The following is a 16586-nucleotide window of genomic DNA, read 5'->3' as shown; positions in this document are numbered from 1 at the left end:
TGGAGGATGAATATGGAATTACTGGTACGCTACTCATTGCAAGTTCTATAGTTTAGTACTATTATTAAAATGAGGGAATCTTGTAAAAATGGAGTATAACAACTTATCCATTATCCAGCTTCAAGGCTTCCATTCTTTTTTGTTGACATTAGGAGGGTATATAAGTGAAATTTGAAAGTTTTGATTTAGAAGATTTTAAAGCTGATTTAAACAGATTAGATGAACTTATGGGTGAGAATGGTTTAATAAGAGCAGAACAATGGGATTATGAGCGTGTAAACTATGACCGTAAATTCGAACTTAAAGACGGTGTCTTTTATCTTCGTGTGCAGGGGTATGCTATCGAGGGCGATGTAGGCGCACATAAAGCAATCATTCAGTTAATGACTCCTATCTTAGGCAAGCATTATTACCCACATGGGCTAGAGTATGGTGAGGGCGAAGATTTCCCAGCTTCTCTTGTGAAGCAATGTGAAAAAATCCTAGCTAAAGTGAAAGAAGAGATTGTCCAATTTAATGGGCTGTAAGTTTTAATGAAAAGAAGGCACATGGAGAAAAGTCTCCATGTGCCTTCTTTTGTCTTAAAATCCAAAAATCGCTTTTATAACGGAAGTAGTTTCTCCACCATGATAGAAGACATATAATAATAAGTATACGGCAAGTCCAGTAATTCCTGTAAAGAACCAAACAATACTCGTAATAGGTCCAAGCTTCCGATGTCTTTGGAAGATTCCTTTAAAACCAGTTACTAATGATGTGATCCCAAGTACCGCTCCCGTAGTAGCAAGGGTAATATGAAAGACAAGAAAGATTGTATAATAAATTTTTATATCATCTGGTCCACCAAAGGCGGTATTTCCAATAAATATCGTTCTAGATGCATAAATAATAAAGAATATTGTTGCAAATACAGCCGCAACAATCATTGTTTTTTTATGCGTTTCAATTTTTCCTTGTTTAATTTGGTACCAGCCGATTGCAACAGTAATCGCACTTAAAACAATAAAAGCGGTACTGATTGTTGGAAGTATTGGTAAAGACATAGCGTTGGAACGTCCCCTCTGTTTTAGATTCTCAACCTTCATCTTATTAAAGGGTGAGAAAAATTACAATAGATTCTTACTTCTTTAACAAATTGCTCACATTTACTATTTTTTATATAACTAGTAAGCGATTCAATAGAGTCCGTAAAAAAACCTGCCGGTAACATACCGTGCAGGTTTTTCGTTACTCATTTGTTTGTAAATGAGCTGGAATCGGATCTATTTTATCTTCACCGTTTTCTTTACGGAACCATGCAAAGAAAATATATCCAAGCACGACGCCAAGAACAATTTCCTGAATCACTTTCATTAAAACCCCGCCAAGCTGCTGATCTTCAAGAGCAGGAAGGTTTGAGAACATTTCTGGACCACTAAGATTCAGTGAAGCTAATGCCGAAGCAGGAACACATAGTTCCATGGCTGTCGCCCATGAACTTGGATTAGTAAACGTATCGTACATTGGATAATTAGCAAAAATGATTAAGGCACAAGCGGGTGTCATTAAAATCCCACTGCCAAAAATATACCCAACCTTGTACAGACCTGTGAGTGTTTCTTTTTCCGGTAGTTGATTAACAAGCGGAAACCACATAAAAAGTGATAATACAAAAAGAAGACTCGTATACCCGCCATGCAGCCACATGCTCGTCTTAACCATATCAAATACTAAAGGAATATGGTAAAGGGAAAATACAATATTAAAGATAAGCAATGCATAGAGTGGTTTAGTAAAGATGGTAAACATCTTCTCAATCCATTGAACACTGAACATTGCTCTCCAAAGCCAGTTCGGGATACTAAGAATAAACAATGGAGTAATAATTAGATACAGGACAGCCATTTGCGTCATATGGGCACTGAACATGATGTGACCTAATAAATCAAGTGGAGATCCTTTTACTAGATAAAGTAAAATCATTGCAGTCAGGAAGAATCCTATTTGCTTCGGTGTCAGCTTTTCACTATCCGTAAAGCGATTTCTATATTTACTAGTGATTAAAAAGAAACCTAGTGAAAGAACAACCAGAGCAATAAAATAGTACGGACTCCATAGAGCACGGAATCCAAAGATTTCTATGGACATGTCATCACCTCTGTAATTTTCAAACTATCATTAGTATAACTCAATCTCATTCAAAGAAACAGAGAAAGAAACAAGATCTCCCAGTCATTCCAATTCTGACTGTGAGACCTGTCTACGAAAGAAAAACCGGTCTTCGCCAGTAACTTCCCTTTACACCCTATAGGGCAAAAGAGAGACACTGTCCAAAGACCGGTTTATCCTATCACATACTTACAGCCAAACAATGGTTACGAATGCTAGTACGGTTATTAACCCCACTAACAAGCCCGAAAAAATAAACAATGTTATTGCTCCATGACCTTTATGCTTCATATGCATGAAATAATAAAGCTGGAAAATAACCTGAACTGCAGCGAGAAGCAGAAGTGTTGGTTTAATAAACCAAGGTGAAATCCCCTCAATAGCCACAGCTGCAAAAGCAATTAATGTAAAGAAAATCATCAGTACAAACGTAACAACTTGATGCTTCATTTCTTCAGCACTTTGCTTACGGCGATACTTTAAATTAAAATTTGGATTAGCTGAATTTGATTGTTCATTCGCCATCAGTTATCCCACCATTCCCATTAAGTATACTACTGTAAAGATAAATACCCATACTACATCAATAAAATGCCAATAAAGACTAGCAAGATAAAATTTAGGGGCATTATACAAGTTTAAACCACGCTTAGCATTACGAACCATTAATGATATGATCCACAGAAGCCCGAACGCTACGTGCCCGCCATGGAAACCTACGAGCGTATAGAATGCAGAACCAAAGGCGCTGCTCGTAAACGTGTGACCAAATTCATGTACGTAATGATTAAACTCATACACTTCAAGTGCAAGGAATGCTGCTCCAAGCAATACTGTAACTAGCAGCCAAGACTGCATTTTTTTGAAATCACGGTTTTTCATATGATACATCGCATAAACACTTGTCAATGAACTTGTCAACAAAAGCATCGTTGCAATAAAGGTTAATGGAAGCTCGAAAAGATCTTTAGCCAGCGCCATATTATCATCAGGCACTTTATCTTTTAATGCCAAGTATGTGGCAAATAGTGATGCGAACAACACTGTTTCGCCGCCAAGAAACAGCCAGAACCCTAGATATTTATTTTTACCTTCAAGGGTAGCTTTCTCGGGGGAAGCAGGCCAAGTTGCATCGGTGAATTTTTCTTCTGCATGCATTATGACTTACCTCCCTTATCTGTATTATCCATAAGGTCTTCTTTATGAATATGGTAACCATGATCATCCTTAACAGAACGGATGAGCATCGATCCAAAGGTGATTAATAAGCCAATGATAATAACAGGTATAGACCATGCTTTATCATCCATATGAAATAATGCACCAAATGCAGCAACAAAAAGTCCTAAAGAAATCGTTACTGGTAAAATAGATCCATTTGGCATATGAATATCACCAAGTGGTTCAGCTGGAGTCATTTCAGTTTTGCCTTCCATCTTTTCAATCCAATATGGATCTAACCCGCGAACAAGCGGAAGTTGTTTAAAGTTATAGAATGGCGGTGGAGATGGAATTGCCCATTCAAGGGTACGTCCGTCGCCCCAAGGATCATTTCCAACTTTCTCATTCTTGATGGATGTAATGATGATATTATAGACCATTACAAGAACCCCAACAGCCATGAGGAAAGCTCCAACCGTACTAATCATATTAGATGTGTCCCAGCCGAGATCCTTTTGATACGTGAATACACGACGAGGCATGCCTAAAAGTCCAAGGAAATGCTGGATAAAGAATGTTAAATGGAACCCGATTAAGAAGAACCAGAATGTAATTTTTCCAAGCGTTTCATTTAACATAGTTCCAAACATTTTCGGCCAATAGAAAGTAATACCTGCTAGAAGACCTAGAACAACTCCACCAACAATTACATAATGGAAATGTGCAACAACAAAATAACTGTCATGATATTGATAATCTGCTGGTGCAGCTGCGTTCATAATCCCGGTTACTCCACCCATTGTAAAGGAAGGAATAAACGCAACAGCATAAAGCATTGGTGTAGTAAAACGAACTTTTCCGCCCCACATAGTAAAAATCCAGTTAAAGATTTTAATTCCAGTAGGAACAGCGATTGCCATAGTGGCAACAGCGAAAATTGCATTTGCAATCGGTCCTAATCCAACGGTAAACATATGGTGAGCCCAAACCATGAATCCAAGGAACCCAATAAGGACTGTGGCAAACACCATTGATGAATAACCGAATAATCTTTTTCTTGAGAAAGTAGCAAATAGTTCTGAAAACACACCGAATGCCGGCAGAATCAGAATGTATACTTCAGGATGTCCGAAAATCCAGAATAAATGCTCCCAAATAATCGTGTTACCTCCTGCTGCTGTAACAAAGAAGTTTGCACCGAACATACGGTCAAACATCATTAATGTCAAACCAACAGTCAATGGAGGGAATGCAAATAAAATAAGTGCAGAAACAACGAAAGTTGACCACGTAAATAACGGCATCCGCATATATGTCATTCCTGGTGTACGCATATTAATAATCGTCACCAAGAAATTAATCCCGCCTATTAACGTACCCAAACCAGATATCTGCAGTCCTAGTACATAGAAATCTATGCCATGCCCTTCAGATTGCAAGGCAAGCGAGGCATAAGAAGTCCATCCTGCATCAGGTGCCCCACCCATAAACCATGAAAGATTTAAGAATGTACCACCAAAGAAAAATAACCAAAATCCTAGTGAGTTTAAGAATGGGAACGCAACATCACGCGCCCCTATTTGCAATGGCATTATTGCGTTCATGAGAGCAAAAACCAAAGGCATTGCCGCCAGGAAAATCATCGTCGTACCATGCATTGTTATAATTTCATTGTATAATCCGGCACTTACAAAATCATTGTTTGGAACAGCCAGCTGAATTCGAATAAACATTGCTTCCAGCCCGCCGACAACAAAGAACAATCCGCCGGTTATAAGGTAAAGAATGGCGATTTTTTTATGGTCAACTGTTGTTAAAAAGTCCCATAATGTAGCGCCAAATCCTTTTTTCTTAGCGTACGTACTCACGATTTTACCCCCTTATTCTAATCCGTGTTGACTTATTTGCTTTCAACCTTGAGATTCATCAAATATTCTGTAAGAGCACTGATTTGTTCGTCATCAAGTTCCCCATAAGTCCCAGTCATTTTATTACCTGGTTTATATTTTTCCGGATCTTCTAACCAATTTCCTAATTCTTCATCAGTATGATCCAAGACACCGGCAATTTTCTCTCGATCGCCAAAGTTAGCTAAGTTTGGTGCTAAACGAGCCGCTTCAGGACGACTATCGTTTGGTGTAACTGCATGACAGCCGATACAGCTTTCAGCAAAAATTTCTTCCCCCTGTTTAGCTACATCGCCTTCAGCAGGAACGGCTTCTTTAACTCCCTGCATATCTTTTACCCATGCAGTAAAGTCATCTTTTGTTTTTGTTTTGACCTTAAAGTCCATTAAAGCATGTGATGGTCCGCATAACTCAGCACATTTACCATGGAAAAGGTTTTCAGCTTCTTTTGATTTTTCATTATCGAATTCAAGATAAAATTGGTTGGTACCATCTACGTTCGTATCCAGTTTCCCACCTACAGAAGGAACCCAGAACGAATGTTTTACATCAGAAGATTTTAGATTGAAATAAACCTTTTGATCAGTTGGTACAACTAGTTCCTGACTTGTTACAATTCCTAAATCAGGATATTCAAATTCCCACCAGTAAAGGTTAGCTCTAACATTGACAACCAAAGCGTCCTTTGTCTTTCCATCCTTATCTTTCACATCCATAGCCTTTGTATCTGCTAAATCAAACGTAGATATTACTGTTGGAACAGCAAGAATGATTAATAGCAAAATCGGAATAGTCGTCCAAATTATTTCTAACTTATGACTTCCTTCCACTTGCTTAGGAATGGAATCGTCTCCCTTTTTGTGGCGGAAACGGAATAAAACAATAACAAATAAAATAACAACCACAATAATGACCAGTACCATAATTAATGTACTTAACACCATTAAGTCATATTGAGTTTTTGCAACTTCCCCTGCTGGATTCAGTGCGGACAATTGCGCGTTGCCACAGCCGGCCAAGAAGAGCGTCATAATGGCAAATAATGAGATTAGACGCCAGTTTTGCAGCCTTTTTTTCATAGCTTAAGTAACCCCTCTTTCGTAAAAATTTCCCACATTGTTTATTGCTTTGTGAAAATTCCCTCTATATATTAATTTCCTTTTAAAGAAAGAACTCCTAATAGTATAGGAATCTAATACGCCCCTTATTAATGAAACTATGTATCCGGCCTGCTTAAAGCAGGCCGTACTATGAAAAGTTTACCATAAAATCGCTATAGGATGAAGTTAAATCAAGGTTACAATTACCATTACTACAAATAAAATCGTCATATAGTTTAATGAATAGACAAACATTAACCGAGCCCATTTAATATCATCCTTCATTTTATACCCATAAATTCCAAGTATAAGCCATCCTATACTTAAAGCAACGGCAAGTATAACATAAAAATATCCTAGCTCAGCCATGAAAAACGGCAATGGAATCAAAGTAGCAACCCATAGATTCATTGAAAGCTTCGTTCTCTTGAACCCCTTAACTACTGGCAGCATTGGTACGCCGGCTGCCCGGTACTCTTCGACCCGCTTCATTGCTAACGCATAAAAATGCGGAGGCTGCCATAAGAACATGAATAAAAAGAGCATCCATGGCAATGTTCCAAGCTGTGGATCGATCGCTGCCCAGCCGATTAAAGGCGGTACAGCGCCGGAAATACTCCCTACAATCGTGTTTGAAACAAATCTTCTTTTAGCAAACATTGTATATAAGCCAATATAGGCAATAACTCCAAATAAACCAATAACCGCAGTGGTCAAATTAGTCAGGGCAAGAAACCCTACGCCAACGGTAATAAGCACAATACTCAAAAGCAGTACTTTTCCGGGACTAACTTTTCCAGTCACAGTAGGTCTGTTTTTTGTTCTTTCCATAAGAGGATCTATGTCCCGGTCATAATAATTATTGAAACTACACGATCCAGCCATAATTAACCCTGAACCTGCCAGCGCAAAAAACATGGTATCTAAATTATTTAGAAAATGCATTCCTGAAAAGTGAAGCGCTAGCCACAACCCTGTAAAGGTCGTAATCATATTAGAATTAACAATCCCTACTTTTATTAGAGCGAGGAAGTCTTTCCAAGCAGTTGTTTCTATTTTAGTTGATTCAATGGGCGCCTTGCTGTCCTTCAAGGCAGCTTCTGGTACAGCCCTCATGTTTGACATACTTATGTCCTCCTTTATCAATGGCCGCATACAAAAAAGGCCTACAATTACTATATAGTATTATTTCATACTTTTCTATATTTGTAATTAGAGACAGAATGAAATAACATGGAAATCTGTTATTTTTAACAAAATATAGGATTTCACAATAATAATAATAGTCACTTTGAATTATATTAAATAAACAAATCCAGGAAAATAGCTTCCTTTGCTATTAAAACATACTTTTTGAAGAAATTGTGAACTTTTTTTGTATAATTCTTGACCAATTTGTGTACATCCATAATCAACCATTTAAACCTGTGCTCTCCAGTTTATATTAGTTTATTAGAATCTACGTACGCTGGACGAATAGAATTTTATTAACTTAAAAATAATTAGATAGGCAGGATGAATAAAAGTTTATTAAAAAAACATTTCCTAACTTGTAAAAAAACTGCAAATTGTGTAGTATCGAATAGGTATGCTTAAGAAATTATTTATACTATTGAATAGAAAATATAGTATTATTTTGATTAAAGATAAAATAAAGAAGGTGGAAAACGTGCATCGTGGATTAAAATGGTTGGCCGTTTTTACAACATTCGGGATGCTGCTTATCCTTCTCGGGGGTGCCTTAGTCACCAAGACCGATTCAGGTATGGGGTGTGGACGTTCATGGCCGTTGTGCGAAGGGCAATTAATTCCAAAAGTCATTACAAAAGAATTAGTCATTGAACTCGCCCATCGTGTTATTTCTGGAGCAGTTGGCATTATGGTAGTAGCACTCTCCCTTTGGTCATGGAAAAGCATAGGACATATTCGAGAAACAAAATTCCTCTCGGCTATATCATTTTTCTTCTTATTGGCTCAAGGCTTAATTGGAGCAGCCGCAGTACTATGGGGACAATCAGATTTTGTACTAGCCCTCCATTTTGGGATTTCACTAATCTCGTTTGCCTCTGTTTTTATGTTAACCCTTTTAATATTTGAAATTGATACGAAGTTTAAAGCAGAAGAGCTTATCGTTGATAAACGAATGAAGTTTCATATTGTGGGGATCATTACTTATTGCTTTGTCGTTGTATACACAGGAGCACTCGTTAGGCATACGGAGTCTAGTCTAGTTTGCACAGGCTGGCCGACTTGTGTTAATGGAAGCTTCGCTCTCCCGTATAATTTGAACCAATGGATTCAAATGGGGCATAGGGCTATCGCAGGTTTAATTTTCATATGGGTTACATATGCTGCTTACCTTGCCATAAAGCATTATAAACATCAAAAAGTTTTATATTGGGGCTGGATTACTGCCTTTATTTTAGTTTTCTTACAAGTACTTGCAGGGGCATTCATCATATTCTCTAGACAAAACTTATTCATTGCCCTATCACATGCTTTATTTATCGCTTGTTTCTTTGGAGTAATGAGTTACCTCCTGCTGTTGACTTCTAGGAGTAAACAAAATGCAGCCAGAGTTAATCAAACAGCCTCTTCCAATCAAAACACCCTATCAGCAAAATAGAAAAAAACAGCTGTCTAACCACTAATTGCGGTTTAAGTCAGCTGTTTTTTTGTTCACTCTACGTTTGATAGCTTTCTCCTATTGTCTCTCGCTGGATTAGGGTTTATCCATGCAAGATAAAAAGGAGAGTCCAGAACACGGACTCTCCTCATTTTGTAGCTAAAAGAGGCGCGGAATGGTTCTTTCCGTACCCTCTTTTAGCATTTTTAACACATTTCATGGAATTTCCCCTGCTTATCAAGGCAACTAAGTCTCTAATTAGTACTGTTTTCCATCTTAATATTGTATCTGCTTTCAGGAACACTTGTGTTCAACTTAATAATCTTTGATTCTTCCTGTTCGAACGGATTTGTCTGAAAGAATGTTCTTCATAATTCCCCCGATTTGAATGGATCTCCACCTAAATCTACTCTTGGGTAGCACGTGTTTCCATTTGAGCGTCGGACTAAAATCCAAATTAAATTTTAGAAAGACCGTTGATTGGAGAGTAAGGCGTGAAGACTCCTGCGGGAACAGCGGGACAGGTGAGACCCCGCAGGAGCGTAAGCAACGAGGAGGCTCACCGCCCGCCCCGCGGAAAGCGAATCGCCTTTCACTGCAATCAACAGCCGCATTTTAAAAACTAAAAAAAAGACTGTAGACATACTCGATTTTCCACCCGAGTTTGTCTACAGTCTGGGGAGAATCCAGAACACTGGACTCTCCTTTTTCATTAAGTTAATTCAATTAATAAATCACCTGTGCTGATTGCTTCTCCATTGTTTACATGTATTGCTTTTACGGTTCCTGAGAAAGGAGCTTGTACAGTAGTTTCCATTTTCATTGCTTCATTAATAATTAAATGGTCTCCCTGCTTAACCTTATCTCCTTTTTCCACCACTACTTTAATAACAGTCCCTGGCATAGTCGCACCAATATGAGACTTGTTCTTTGGATCTGCTTTTTGTTTCGTTGTTACCGAGGATGTAACACTTTCATCTTTAATGATTACTTGACGTGACTGTCCATTCAAATCGAAGTAAATAGCTCTTGTGCCGTCAGCTAGAGGCTCACCAATTGAAATTAGTTTAACAATAAGTGTTTTCCCTACCTCTATCTCCACTTCTATTTCTTCCCCAAGTCTCATTCCATATAAGAAGGTTGGCGTATCAAGACTTGACAAATCTCCAAATTGTTCAAGAGTTCTCACGTAATCAAGAAACACCTTTGGATATAGGGCATAAGCTAAAAGATCGAAATCCGTAACTGGACGGTTGATTTCGTTAAATAGTTCTTCTCTTAGGGCCTTGAAATCAACTTCGTCAAGTAATTCTCCCGGGCGAACTGTAATAGGCTGCTTACCTTTAAGAATGACTTTCTGAAGTTCTTTCGGGAACCCGCCTTCTGGCTGGCCTAAATACCCTTCAAATAACTCAATGACTGAATCAGGAAAATCAATTGTTTTACCTTTTTCCAGGACAGATTCTTCGTCTAACTCATTTTGTACCATAAACAAGGCCATATCACCCACAACCTTAGAAGAAGGCGTCACTTTGACAATATCACCGAACATAGCGTTCACACGGCTGTACATTTCCTTCACATCATCCCAGCGATCTCCAAGTCCCACAGCTTTTGCCTGCTGTTGAAGATTGCTGTATTGACCGCCTGGCATTTCATGCTTATAGACTTCTGTATGAGGAGCATTCATTCCACTCTCGAAGTCTTTATAATATTTCCGAACATCTTCCCAATACGTTGAAAGTTGTTCAAGTGGTTTAATTTCAATTGTTGGTTGTCGTTTAGTGCCTTCAAGCGCATAATATAATGTTTGAGCACTAGGCTGCGAAGTTAATCCTGCCATAGACCCTAATGCCGTATCCACGATATCGACTCCTGCTTCTATCGCTTTTGCATACATAAACGTACCGTTACCCGCTGTATCATGAGTATGAAGATGAATTGGAATAGAGATGGTCTCTTTTAATTCGGAAATCAATCGATAAGCACTTTCCGGTTTCAATAGACCTGCCATGTCCTTGATAGCGAGGATATGTGCTCCTTGGTTTTCAAGTTCTTTAGCCATGTTCTTATAATAATCTATATTATACTTTCTACGGCTCGGATCATTTATATCGCCAGTATAGCAGATAGCTGCCTCAGCGACTTTACCTGATTGACGAACCGCATCAATCGCAACTTCCATACTTTTAACCCAATTTAGACTATCAAAGATTCTAAAAACATCAATGCCGGCATTCGCTGATTTATCAACAAATTCCCGAATAACATTATCAGGATAATTTTTATAACCGACTGCATTTGAAGCACGAAGCAGCATTTGCAGTAATACATTGGGTACCTTTTCACGAAGACTAAGAAGCCTGTCCCAAGGATCTTCTTTTAAGAAACGATAGGCTACATCAAAGGTTGCTCCGCCCCATACTTCCATTGAGAATAAATTAGGAAGAAGTTTTGATGTAGGCTCCGCAATCTGCAATAGATCGGACGTTCTAACACGAGTAGCAAGAAGTGATTGATGTGCATCACGGAATGTTGTATCCGTAATCAGCACCTCATTTTGTGCTTTTATCCAATTTATAAGACCGTCAGCGCCATGTTGATCTAGTATTTGTTTACTGCCGTCTTTTGTGATGATACTCTTTGTTTCTGGAACAGCAGGATAATCAAAAACTGGTTTCTTTTGCTGTTCAACTCCTGGGAAACCATTAACCGTTACATTGCCAATATAAGATAACATCTTAGTTCCGCGGTCTTTACGAACTGGGAATGTAAACAGTTCAGGCGTAGAATCGATAAAGGATGTATCATATTCACCTGAACAGAATTTTTCATGTTTCACTACATTTTCAAGGAAAGCAATATTCGTTTTAATTCCGCGGATCCGGAATTCCTTCAGATTTCGCACCATTTTAGACGCAGCTTTTTCAAACGTCATTGCATGGACAGATAACTTCACTAATAAGGAGTCATAATAAGGAGTAATCACTGCCCCCTGAAAAGCATTACCCGCATCTAAACGGACACCAAATCCACCGCTGGAACGATACGCCATAATGGTTCCTGTGTCAGGCATAAAATTATTTAAGGGATCTTCTGTAGTAATCCTTGATTGGATTGCATATCCATTCGTCGTGATTAGAGATTGCTCAGGGATTCCAATGACATTATCGTGCAGGTCGTGTCCTCTTGCTATCAAGATTTGCGATTGAACGATATCAATACCGGTAACCATTTCCGTTACGGTATGTTCAACTTGTACACGTGGATTAACTTCTATGAAATAAAATTCATTATCCGCAACCAAGAACTCCACTGTACCTGCATTTACATAATTTACATTTTTCATTAAATGCACCGCGGCATTACAGATCTGTTCACGTAAATCTTCAGAAACGGAAACGGAAGGTGCAACTTCTACCACTTTTTGGTGACGGCGCTGCACGGAGCAGTCACGTTCAAATAAATGGACGATATTTTGATGTTCATCACCTAAAATTTGAACTTCTATATGTTTAGGATTCTTTATAAAACGTTCTACATAGACTTCATCATTACCAAAGGCAGCTTTCGCCTCTGACTTTGCACGATCATAGGACTCACGAACTTCTTCAGGATTATTCACAATCCGCATTCCGCGTCCTCCACCGCCAAGTGAAGCTTTTATGATAATGGGGTAACCGTACTTATTCCCGAAAGCTTCGACTTCTTCAACATTGTCAATTGGGCCGTCACTTCCCGGGATAACCGGAATATTTGCGAGCACCGCCTGATGGCGTGCCTTCACTTTATCTCCAAACATATCTAGATGTTGGGATTTGGGTCCAATAAAGATGATCCCTTCTTCTTCACACCGCCGGGCAAACTCTATATTTTCAGACAGAAATCCATAACCAGGATGAATGGCGTCGACATGACTTTTCTTCGCAATTTCAATAATTCCTTCAATGTCTAGGTACGCATCAATTGGTTTTTTGTCTTTGCCTACCAAGTACGCTTCATCGGCTTTAAACCTATGATATGACCCGTGGTCTTCCTTAGAATAAATAGCCACAGTTCTAATATCTAATTCCGTACACGCACGGAATATCCGAATTGCAATTTCTCCACGGTTTGCTGCAAGTACTTTTTTGATACGATTTCCCATCATTACACCTACTTCTATAAATTTTCAATTGTATATAAAAAAAGGACATAGTTCTCCCAAACTCAGTCAGGCGAACCAGTTACCTTTTCTTCACAGTACATCAGGTTACTATGTATCGTAAACTTGTTAACCCATCAATAAACTTGGAATTAAAGAAATACCTACAATATTTCTTAAATAAACAATAATACGAAAATTCTTATAACACAATAAAAGAATACACTATCTTTCGTTTTTTTTCAAAAATGATACGTAACTTAATAGAATACTCTTTTTTTACACAAAAAAACTCAAACCATAAATGAGAATAGTTTGAGTTTTGACTTTAGTCATCTGCTGTCACTTATCATTTCCTAAGAGATGCTTCGTGCAGCACGGATAATTCTCTTTCGAGTTTTTCTAAGAGAGCTTTCCCCTCATCACCATTCACCAAGCCTAAACGAACAGCGAAGTCGATCTCTCGTGATAAGCCGAACATTTGCGTATCCAAAACCTCTTCGTAAAGAGGGCATTGAGGCATAGTGAGGTTATCCATTTGTACTTTAATTAATTTTAAAATTTTTTCAGCATCTGCTTTTAACAGTGCATAGGCTTTTTCTCGATGATTGACAAGCATTTCAGATGCCATATTAAATCCCCCCGCTCAAGAAGCGATTAAATCTTATCTATAAATTTTACCCTTAGTTTTATGAAAAAGCAAGGTTATATAAGGACAATTTAGAATCACAAATTGAAATCCAATGATATGTCTTCATATTATCGCAGTTTCGCTCCCTATTACAACTTTTTTTGGCTTTTTGGTTAAATATGCTTATAATTGTACTAGTAGATAGAGAAAGGGATGAACTAGGTGGAATCCATAGTATTAATAAAAGGCAAGGTAAAATATCCAATAACACTCGATCCAGGGGTATGGATCTTTGATGACCGTAAAGTAGAAATTGAGGCATACTTTCATGCCGAAAAGGTCGAAGTGGATGAATTAGAGGAATATACAATTGCTACATCTAAACATTGGGAGAAAGAGATTCGAGAAGGCTCAACCATGCCTCCCACATTAAAGACAGAAAAAAGGTTTGAAAAACAAAGACTTTTAGAAGGAACATTTGTTATTCCATTCGAACCTTTTTTAAATAATTCCGTTCCAGATGATAGCGCCTCCAGCATCATTGTTGAAACTGCTGATCATGAACATACCTTTACATTAGAGGAAGCTAGAACATTTGCTATTGGTTTTTCAATAGACGGCAAGCCTATTAAAGAGAATGGACCTTGTTATGTTTATTTTGGTGATGGGTCAAATATTAATAATCCCATTAAAGACATCCGTTCTTTTACGTTAAAATAAACCCAACTTCGGCAGACGATTATTCGTCTGCCGTTTTTAATTTATTTTTCTGTGGAAACTATAAAATATTCGCAGCCAACTGTGCCAGTGCAGATCGCTCTCCCTTAATTAACTTTATATGACCCGCAATATGCTGATCCTTGAAACTTTCTACCACATAGGTTAGTCCATTATTATATTCATCAAGGTACGGGTGATCAATTTGCTCCGTGTCTCCCATTAAAACAATTTTGCTTTTCTCTCCAACTCGTGTCAAGATGGTTTTTACTTCATGTTTAGTAAGATTTTGAGCCTCATCGATAATTATAAATTGTTCTGGAATGCTTCTCCCCCTAATATATGTCAGTGCCTCCACTTCAATGGACTTCATTCCTGCCAAAATGGCATCCAATTCTCCAGGTTTCTTCGTGTTGAATAAATATTCAAGATTGTCGAATATTGGCTGAATCCACGGACGTAACTTTTCATCTTTTTCCCCAGGTAAATAACCAATATCCTTCCCGACTGGAACAATAGGCCGTGCCACTAATAATTTCTTAAAGCGTCCGAAATCTTCTGTCTGCATTAAACCTGCTGCTAACGCAAGCAGCGTTTTACCTGTTCCAGCTTTTCCTATTAAGGTAATCAATGGCAAGTCCGTTCGAAGCAATATTTCCATAGCCATGATTTGCTGTACATTCCTTGGCTTGATGCCCCAAATATGATCTTGATCAAATAATAGTTTTTTTATGTTGCTGCATGTTTGATCAACGATTGCTACAGCGGATGAAGATCCACCTAAACTATCTTTCATTAAAATAAATTGATTTGGGTAATAAAGTCCTTTAGGGAGTTCAGCTAATGGAAGCCCTCCTTTTTCATAAAAGGTATTTAAGATATCGACAGGAACAAGTACTTCAGAAAACCCGCTGTATATATGATCTAATTCTACCACTCGATCACTTAAGAAATCCTGAGCAAGCAATCCAATGGCGTCTGCTTTTACGCGAACAAGGGTATCCTTGCTCACTAATATGACTGACTTTCCAACTATCTTTGCCTTTTCTTCAGAAGATAAATTTTTTGCAACAGCAAGAATTCGGTTGTCGTTTGTTTTTTCAATAAATATTTCTTGAAGTTCATGGAAAGAACGGTGATTTAATTCAATTCTAAGTGAGCCTCCATTATGAAGTTTAACCCCATGATGCAGCTGCCCCTGTTCTCGAAATCCATCGATTAGTTTCGATACCTGCCTTGCATTCCTCCCTATTTCATCCATATATCTCTTCTTCGAATCCAGCTCTTCTAACACAACCGCTGGAATGACTACCTCATTATCTCCGAAAGAAAAAAGGGAATAAGGGTCTTGCAACAAGACATTAGTATCTAAAACGTAAATTTTGTCCAATACGACGCCCCCTGCCTGGTCTTTGTCAAATCTGTTTCATAATCCTGCTACCTCCAGTTTATGTAGTGGACGAGACTGTTGATAAAATATATGTCTGCCTGCATAAAGATAGAAGAACATTTACAGACTATAAAGAAAAATGACAGAAGGAGGACCTAAAAAAATGAGAATATATATATTACTTTTGTCCGTTTTACTCTTGCTTACTGGTTGTAACACCCAAGATGAAAGGAGTGAAAAAACAAAAGACGACAACTATAAAGTCACGACAGTGAAAAATTCCACGATTAAAGAAACGGATCGATTAACAGGGAAACAAGTTGCAAACAGGCTGACCCAAATAGCTTCAGCGATTCCTCTTGTTAATGACGCAACGGCCGTTGTTATTGGAAAATACGCCCTTGTAGGCATAGATATTGATGATGATATAGAACGCTCACAGGTGGGAACTATTAAATATTCAGTGGGAGAGGCGCTTGCGAACGACCCATATGGAGCGAATGCGATTATTGTCGCAGACCCTGATTTGAATGAGCGGATTCGTGAAGTTTCAAGAGATATACAAAACGGTAAGCCTGTCCGTGGAATATTAAATGAACTATCCGATATTACTAGTCGTATCATCCCCGAAATTCCGGGAGATTTAAATGAGCCAGCACCTACTAAAACGCTGGAAAAGCAAAAAAATTCATTAAATAATCAAAATCAAGAACAATTAAAAAGAGAACAAAAGAAACACTCTACTAGTGAGTAATAGGTAAA

Annotated in this window: 14 protein-coding genes; 4 read left to right on the top strand and 10 right to left on the bottom strand. The window is 38.2% G+C overall.

Going from position 1 to position 16586, the window contains the following annotated elements:
* The first annotated feature begins 164 nt into the window (after positions 1 to 164).
* A complete protein-coding gene (locus tag MHI18_RS18275) occupies positions 165 to 527 on the top strand; it encodes a YugN family protein (RefSeq protein WP_340849460.1) in 363 nt (120 codons plus the stop codon).
* A gap of 54 nt (positions 528 to 581) precedes the next feature.
* On the opposite strand, the gene MHI18_RS18270 is transcribed toward MHI18_RS18275, so the two are convergent.
* The 7 genes from MHI18_RS18270 to cyoE all read right to left on the bottom strand — a co-directional run bounded on the left by MHI18_RS18270 (position 582) and on the right by cyoE (position 7441).
* On the bottom strand, positions 582 to 1043 hold the full coding sequence (locus tag MHI18_RS18270) for a DUF420 domain-containing protein (RefSeq protein WP_340849458.1): 462 nt from the start codon (positions 1041 to 1043) through the stop codon (positions 582 to 584).
* A gap of 184 nt (positions 1044 to 1227) precedes the next feature.
* Entirely contained in the window at positions 1228 to 2127 is a 900-nt protein-coding gene (gene ctaG, locus MHI18_RS18265; RefSeq protein WP_340849456.1) for a cytochrome c oxidase assembly factor CtaG, read from the bottom strand.
* Positions 2128 to 2337: 210 nt separating this feature from the next.
* On the bottom strand, positions 2338 to 2673 hold the full coding sequence (gene ctaF / locus MHI18_RS18260; RefSeq protein WP_340849454.1) for a cytochrome c oxidase subunit IVB: 336 nt from the start codon (positions 2671 to 2673) through the stop codon (positions 2338 to 2340).
* Positions 2674 to 2676: 3 nt separating this feature from the next.
* Complete coding sequence (locus MHI18_RS18255) at positions 2677 to 3306, bottom strand: cytochrome (ubi)quinol oxidase subunit III (protein WP_340849453.1); 630 nt, start codon at positions 3304 to 3306, stop codon at positions 2677 to 2679.
* Positions 3306 to 5177 (bottom strand): cytochrome c oxidase subunit I, encoded by a 1872-nt coding sequence (gene ctaD / locus MHI18_RS18250; protein ID WP_340849451.1) that lies wholly within the window; start codon positions 5175 to 5177, stop codon positions 3306 to 3308. Before ctaD ends, MHI18_RS18255 begins: the two co-directional genes overlap by 1 nt.
* 32 nt (positions 5178 to 5209) lie before the next feature.
* Entirely contained in the window at positions 5210 to 6295 is a 1086-nt protein-coding gene (gene coxB, locus MHI18_RS18245) for a cytochrome c oxidase subunit II (protein WP_340849450.1), read from the bottom strand.
* Between the two features lie 207 nt (positions 6296 to 6502).
* Positions 6503 to 7441: a heme o synthase gene (gene cyoE, locus MHI18_RS18240; RefSeq protein ID WP_340849448.1), complete on the bottom strand. Its 939-nt coding sequence runs from the start codon at positions 7439 to 7441 to the stop codon at positions 6503 to 6505.
* A 544-nt stretch (positions 7442 to 7985) separates the two neighbouring features.
* Here cyoE and MHI18_RS18235 point away from each other — a divergent pair.
* Positions 7986 to 8942: a COX15/CtaA family protein gene (locus tag MHI18_RS18235; protein ID WP_340850326.1), complete on the top strand. Its 957-nt coding sequence runs from the start codon at positions 7986 to 7988 to the stop codon at positions 8940 to 8942.
* A gap of 712 nt (positions 8943 to 9654) precedes the next feature.
* On the opposite strand, the gene pyc is transcribed toward MHI18_RS18235, so the two are convergent.
* Entirely contained in the window at positions 9655 to 13092 is a 3438-nt protein-coding gene (pyc, locus tag MHI18_RS18230) for a pyruvate carboxylase (RefSeq protein ID WP_340849446.1), read from the bottom strand.
* 343 nt (positions 13093 to 13435) lie between these two features.
* Complete coding sequence (locus MHI18_RS18225) at positions 13436 to 13717, bottom strand: YlaN family protein (protein WP_340849444.1); 282 nt, start codon at positions 13715 to 13717, stop codon at positions 13436 to 13438.
* Between the two features lie 222 nt (positions 13718 to 13939).
* On the opposite strand from MHI18_RS18225, the gene MHI18_RS18220 reads away from it, so the two are divergent.
* The gene (locus tag MHI18_RS18220; RefSeq protein WP_340849442.1) at positions 13940 to 14437 is read left to right on the top strand and encodes a peptidyl-prolyl cis-trans isomerase; all 498 of its coding nucleotides are present in this window, start codon (positions 13940 to 13942) and stop codon (positions 14435 to 14437) included.
* A 58-nt stretch (positions 14438 to 14495) separates the two neighbouring features.
* Here MHI18_RS18220 and MHI18_RS18215 read toward each other — a convergent pair whose 3' ends face one another.
* The gene (locus MHI18_RS18215) at positions 14496 to 15824 is read right to left on the bottom strand and encodes a PhoH family protein (RefSeq protein WP_340849440.1); all 1329 of its coding nucleotides are present in this window, start codon (positions 15822 to 15824) and stop codon (positions 14496 to 14498) included.
* A 163-nt stretch (positions 15825 to 15987) separates the two neighbouring features.
* Here MHI18_RS18215 and MHI18_RS18210 point away from each other — a divergent pair, with 163 nt between their 5' ends.
* Entirely contained in the window at positions 15988 to 16578 is a 591-nt protein-coding gene (locus MHI18_RS18210; protein ID WP_340849438.1) for a YhcN/YlaJ family sporulation lipoprotein, read from the top strand.
* Positions 16579 to 16586: the final 8 nt, after the last annotated feature.

Source organism: Peribacillus sp. FSL H8-0477 (assembly GCF_038002765.1).
Lineage (GTDB): Bacteria > Bacillota > Bacilli > Bacillales > DSM-1321 > Peribacillus.
The sequence above is the reverse complement of the archived record's forward strand: the minus strand, read 5'-3'. Positions and strand labels throughout refer to the sequence as shown.

Bases quoted from the DNA above. Each gene is read 5' to 3' on its own strand.
- MHI18_RS18270 (WP_340849458.1), bottom strand. From the start codon at position 1,043: ATGTCTTTACCAATACTTCCAACAATCAGTACCGCTTTTATTGTTTTA.
- ctaG (WP_340849456.1), bottom strand. From the start codon at position 2,127: ATGTCCATAGAAATCTTTGGATTCCGTGCTCTATGGAGTCCGTACTAT.
- ctaF (WP_340849454.1), bottom strand. From the start codon at position 2,673: ATGGCGAATGAACAATCAAATTCAGCTAATCCAAATTTTAATTTAAAG.
- MHI18_RS18255 (WP_340849453.1), bottom strand. From the start codon at position 3,306: ATGCATGCAGAAGAAAAATTCACCGATGCAACTTGGCCTGCTTCCCCC.
- coxB (WP_340849450.1), bottom strand. From the start codon at position 6,295: ATGAAAAAAAGGCTGCAAAACTGGCGTCTAATCTCATTATTTGCCATT.
- cyoE (WP_340849448.1), bottom strand. From the start codon at position 7,441: ATGTCAAACATGAGGGCTGTACCAGAAGCTGCCTTGAAGGACAGCAAG.
- pyc (WP_340849446.1), bottom strand. From the start codon at position 13,092: ATGATGGGAAATCGTATCAAAAAAGTACTTGCAGCAAACCGTGGAGAA.
- MHI18_RS18225 (WP_340849444.1), bottom strand. From the start codon at position 13,717: ATGGCATCTGAAATGCTTGTCAATCATCGAGAAAAAGCCTATGCACTG.
- MHI18_RS18210 (WP_340849438.1), top strand. From the start codon at position 15,988: ATGAGAATATATATATTACTTTTGTCCGTTTTACTCTTGCTTACTGGT.